This window comes from Romboutsia sedimentorum (genome assembly GCF_030131845.1).
GTDB lineage: Bacteria > Bacillota > Clostridia > Peptostreptococcales > Peptostreptococcaceae > Romboutsia_D > Romboutsia_D sedimentorum.
In genome coordinates, this window is sequence record NZ_JASKYM010000020.1 from 1 (window position 1) to 4,284 (window position 4,284).

Consider the following 4,284-nt stretch of genomic DNA (forward strand, 5'->3'; position numbering starts at 1 on the left):
TCTTAAATAAAAGTTTATCTAGGGCTCAGATACTGTTATATATCTGGCTTTATGTTTCTTGGTTGTTTCAAATTCTATAAATTAACCTACTGTTTAATTTTCAAAGTTCATATTTTCAACTTTTTTATTTTAACAAAACATTTCTAATTTGTCAAATTTTTGTAGTTGTTTTTTTGTTTTTGTATCCTTTTCTTAAGGACAAGTATAACTATATCATCTTAAATTAATATCGTCAATACTTTTAAAACATTTTTTTATATTTTAAAACATATATTATAGCCTCACTTTTATCACCAATACTTATCCACATTATTAACATATTGTAAACATGTAATATACTTAATTACGATTTTTTATCCACATTACCAACATTTTTATCAACATTAATTAGTTTTTATACAAATACAGCTTTTAATACATATAATTAAATCTATAACCTTTTTCATATTTATTTAAATGTATAATATAAAAAAGAGCATGAATTTTTACATCATACTCACTTTTGCTTACCTAGCTTCAAATAAATTATCTTGCATATATTCTTCTACTAACATAACTTTTTTATATTTTAAGCTTTTTACTACATCTATTACCCTCTGGTTAGAAGATCCTCTGAATTTCAAGTTAAAATCCTTTTTATCTAGTTCAAATTTTCCATCTACTAATACATCTATATGCTTTAATAAATTTAAATTTTTAAAACGATTTGGATTTCTACTATCTAAAAGCTGTTCAAATGTAAAACCAGTATAGGACCAAACATCTAAATTATTAATTTTAGCTTCTTTAGCTATTACCTCCAAAGCTTCTGGTTGTAAAAATGGCTCTCCTCCAGATAATGTTATGCCCCTTTGGAGTTTTAATTTTTTTATATTGCTTATTATATTATCTATCTCAACCTCATGACCCCCACATATATCGTGAGTTTGAGGATTATGACAATCTTTACAGTTATGAATGCATCCTTGTGTCCAAATTACCATTCTTAGTCCCGGACCATCCACTATGCTATCAAATGTAGTCGAAGATGATATTCTTATTTTCATAATTAATCTCCCCCATTACAATTTATTTATGCTTTATCCTATCTCTAACTTCTGCTTGTTTTGCATTATTAAATCTATCTACAGTTCCAACTAGATATCCTGTTATTCTTCTTATTCTTTCAAATTTTATATCACTTTCATTTTCATCTCTTCCACAGATTGGACATACATTACCATCTATTACTCCTGAGAATCCACAAATTGGATCTCTATCAACTGGATGATTTACACTTCCATATCCTATCCCTTGTTCTTTCATTGCCTTTATAATAGTTTCAAATGCCTCTAGATTATCTGATGGATTTCCATCTAATTCTATATAAGTTATATGTCCTGCATTAGTTAATTCATGGTATGGCGCTTCTAGCCTAATTTTATCAAAAGCACTTATATTATGATAAACTGGTATATGGAATGAATTTGTATAATACTCTTTATCTGTGATTCCTTTTATCTGACCATACATCTTTTCATCTATACGTGTAAATCTACCTGATAACCCTTCTGCTGGTGTAGCCATTAATGAGAAGTTTAATTTATATTTGTCACTAGCTTGTTCCATTCTCTCTCTCATATGAGATATTATTTTAAGTCCTAGTGTTTGTGCTTCTTCACTTTCTCCATGATGTTTACCTATAAGTCCTATAAGACATTCCGCTAACCCTATAAATCCTACTGTTAATGTTCCTTGTTTTATAACTTCTTTTAGACTATCTTCTGGTCCTAAATTATCAGATCCTTGCCATACTCCTTGACCCATTAAGAATGGGAAGTTTTTCATTTTTTTATTTCCTTGAATTTCCATTCTCTCTAATAACTGTTCTATAACTAAATCTATTTTCTCATCTAAGTCCTCAAAGAACTCTTCTAAATTTACTTTTTCATTATTTGCTACTCCATGCTTTATCCCTAATCTAGGAAGATTTATTGTGGTAAATGATAAGTTACCTCTTCCAGTAACTATTTCTTCTCCGCATACATTACCAATAACTCTCGTTCTGCATCCCATATATGTAGCTTCAGTTTCTGGATGACCCTCTTTATAATATTGAGCATTAAATGGTGCATCTAAGAAACTAAAGTTAGGAAATAGCCTTTTAGCTGATACTCTACATGAAAGTTTAAATAAATCATAGTTAGGATCTCCTGGATTTAAACTTATTCCTTCTTTTACTTTAAATATTAATATAGGGAATATAGGAGTTTCTCCATTTCCTAATCCTTTTTCTAATGATAAAAGAACATTTTTAGTAACCATTCTTCCTTCTTGTGTAGTATCTGTCCCAAAGTTTATACTTGAAAACGGAACTTGAGCTCCAGCTCTAGAGTGCATAGTATTTAAATTATGAATAAATGCTTCCATAGCTTGATAAGTTCTCCTATCAGTTTCCTTGTATGCTTCATCAAATGCAAAGTTTTGTATCATTTTAACAAAATCATCATCTAAATTAAACTTTTCTTTAAGCTCACTACTTTCTTTTAATAAATATATTTCATTTTTTGTTATACCTACTTTTGTATTTGTTTCCTCTTCTGTTTTGTAAACTATAGATTTTATCTTATCATTATTATCTAATCCTTTAAATAGCTTTAATGCTTTAGATAGATTGCTTATATAAAACTTCTTAAATGTTTTATACACTCCTTGTGCTAATCCATAATCAAAGAATGGTATACTTTGACCACCGTGTTGGTCATTCTGATCACTTTGAATTGCTATAGCCGCTAAAGCTGCATAACTTATTATATCATTTGGCTCTCTTAAGAATCCATGTCCTGTAGAAAATCCATCCTTGAATAATTTTTCAAGATCTATTTGACAACAAGTCAATGTTCCCATATTTAAAAAATCCATATCATGTATATGTATATCTCCATTGTCATGTGCAAATGAATGTTCTGGCTTTAATAAATGTGTTTTACAAAATTCTTTTGATACTGTACTTCCATATTGAAGCATAGTACCCATAGCTGTGTTTCCATTTATATTAGCATTTTCTCTTTTTATGTCAGCATCATTTGCATCTTCAAATGTTATCTCTTCAATTGCTTTCATTAATCTAGTTTTTGAATTCCTTATTCTATTTCTTTCAGTTCTATAGATTATATATTCTTCACTAGTTTTTGCATGTCCTGTTTCTATTAAAACTTTAATTACTGCATCTTGAACATCTTCTACTCCTGGTAATAAGTTGCTAAATTTATGATTTAATAGTTTCACAACTTCTTGAGTCAATTGTTCTGAAAGTTTATAATCAGGAACCTTATGTTCTTTCTCAGCAACATTACTTGCTGCTAAAAATATAGCTCTTGTTATTCTGTCTTCATTAAAAGGTATGATTCTTCCATCTCTTTTTTTTACAAAATTTATCATTTAAAAATCTCCCCCTGTTACTATATATTGTACTATACTTAAGTCTAAACCACTACATATAGTGTGTTAACTTTAAAAAAATCCCCTTTAACTTTGTTAAAGGGATTGTCTAAATTGGCACTTAATTAGATTACCAAATTTGTACATAATAGTCAAACAGACCTCAAAGCTTGCAAATGCTATGTGGATAATTTGAACCTAAGTATTTGTAATACTTATAAAAAAACAAATGTTTTTTTATATATTTTCATACAAATTTTTAACTTTATAGGTTGATTTTTATAATCATTATATAATACATTTAAGTCCATTATTTTTATGCGTAAACCTACAATAAATATATTTATATTATAAATTTATGTATTAATTTACAATAATATTAAATTATATTTTTATAAATTAATACCATTTATCATAAATTTTAATTCACATGATTACATCCACATATATTTTATTTATAATTCAAATATATTTTTTCAAAAATAAAAGCTATAGAATTTAGGTATCATAACCTATTCCATAGCTTTATTTATTAAAATAAAAAAAATTACGTGGCTACGTCTTACTCTCCCAGGCAGTTGCCCACCAAGTACCATCAGCGCTAAAGAGCTTAACTTCTGTGTTCGAAATGGGAACAGGTGTATCCTCTTTGCTGTAATAACCACATAATCTTTATATTTTAATTAATTTCTTAATTAAATTTTAGAGTTAATACTCTGAAAACTGTATACATTTAGGTTTTAATCATTTAAATTTGGTCAAGTCCTCGACCTATTAGTATCGGTAAGCTAAATACATTACTGCACTTACACCTTCGACCTATCAACCAGGTAGTCTTCCTGGGGTCTTACCCTTACGGTGGGA

2 protein-coding genes and 2 rRNA genes are annotated in these 4,284 nt (G+C 28.2%); all 4 read right to left on the minus strand.

All coding sequences use genetic code 11. From position 1 onward, the window contains the following. Positions 1-506: 506 nt before the first annotated feature. Positions 507-1,046 carry an anaerobic ribonucleoside-triphosphate reductase activating protein gene (gene nrdG, locus QOZ84_RS16265; RefSeq protein WP_284133948.1) on the minus strand — a complete coding sequence of 180 codons (540 nt, stop codon included), beginning with the start codon at positions 1,044-1,046 and terminating at the stop codon, positions 507-509. A 22-nt stretch (positions 1,047-1,068) separates the two neighbouring features. Then, positions 1,069-3,420, minus strand: a complete 2,352-nt coding sequence (locus tag QOZ84_RS16270) for an anaerobic ribonucleoside triphosphate reductase (RefSeq protein ID WP_284133949.1) — start codon at positions 3,418-3,420, stop codon at positions 1,069-1,071. Between the two features lie 549 nt (positions 3,421-3,969). After that, positions 3,970-4,086 (minus strand): 5S ribosomal RNA (rrf, locus tag QOZ84_RS16275). Positions 4,087-4,174: 88 nt separating this feature from the next. Beyond that, positions 4,175-4,284, minus strand: a 23S ribosomal RNA gene (locus QOZ84_RS16280); the annotation flags it as partial.

What these genes read in the sequence shown, in the direction of transcription:
- nrdG (WP_284133948.1), bottom strand. Translation starts at nt 1,046, where the DNA reads ATGAAAATAAGAATATCATCTTCGACTACATTTGATAGCATAGTGGAT.
- QOZ84_RS16270 (WP_284133949.1), bottom strand. Translation starts at nt 3,420, where the DNA reads ATGATAAATTTTGTAAAAAAAAGAGATGGAAGAATCATACCTTTTAAT.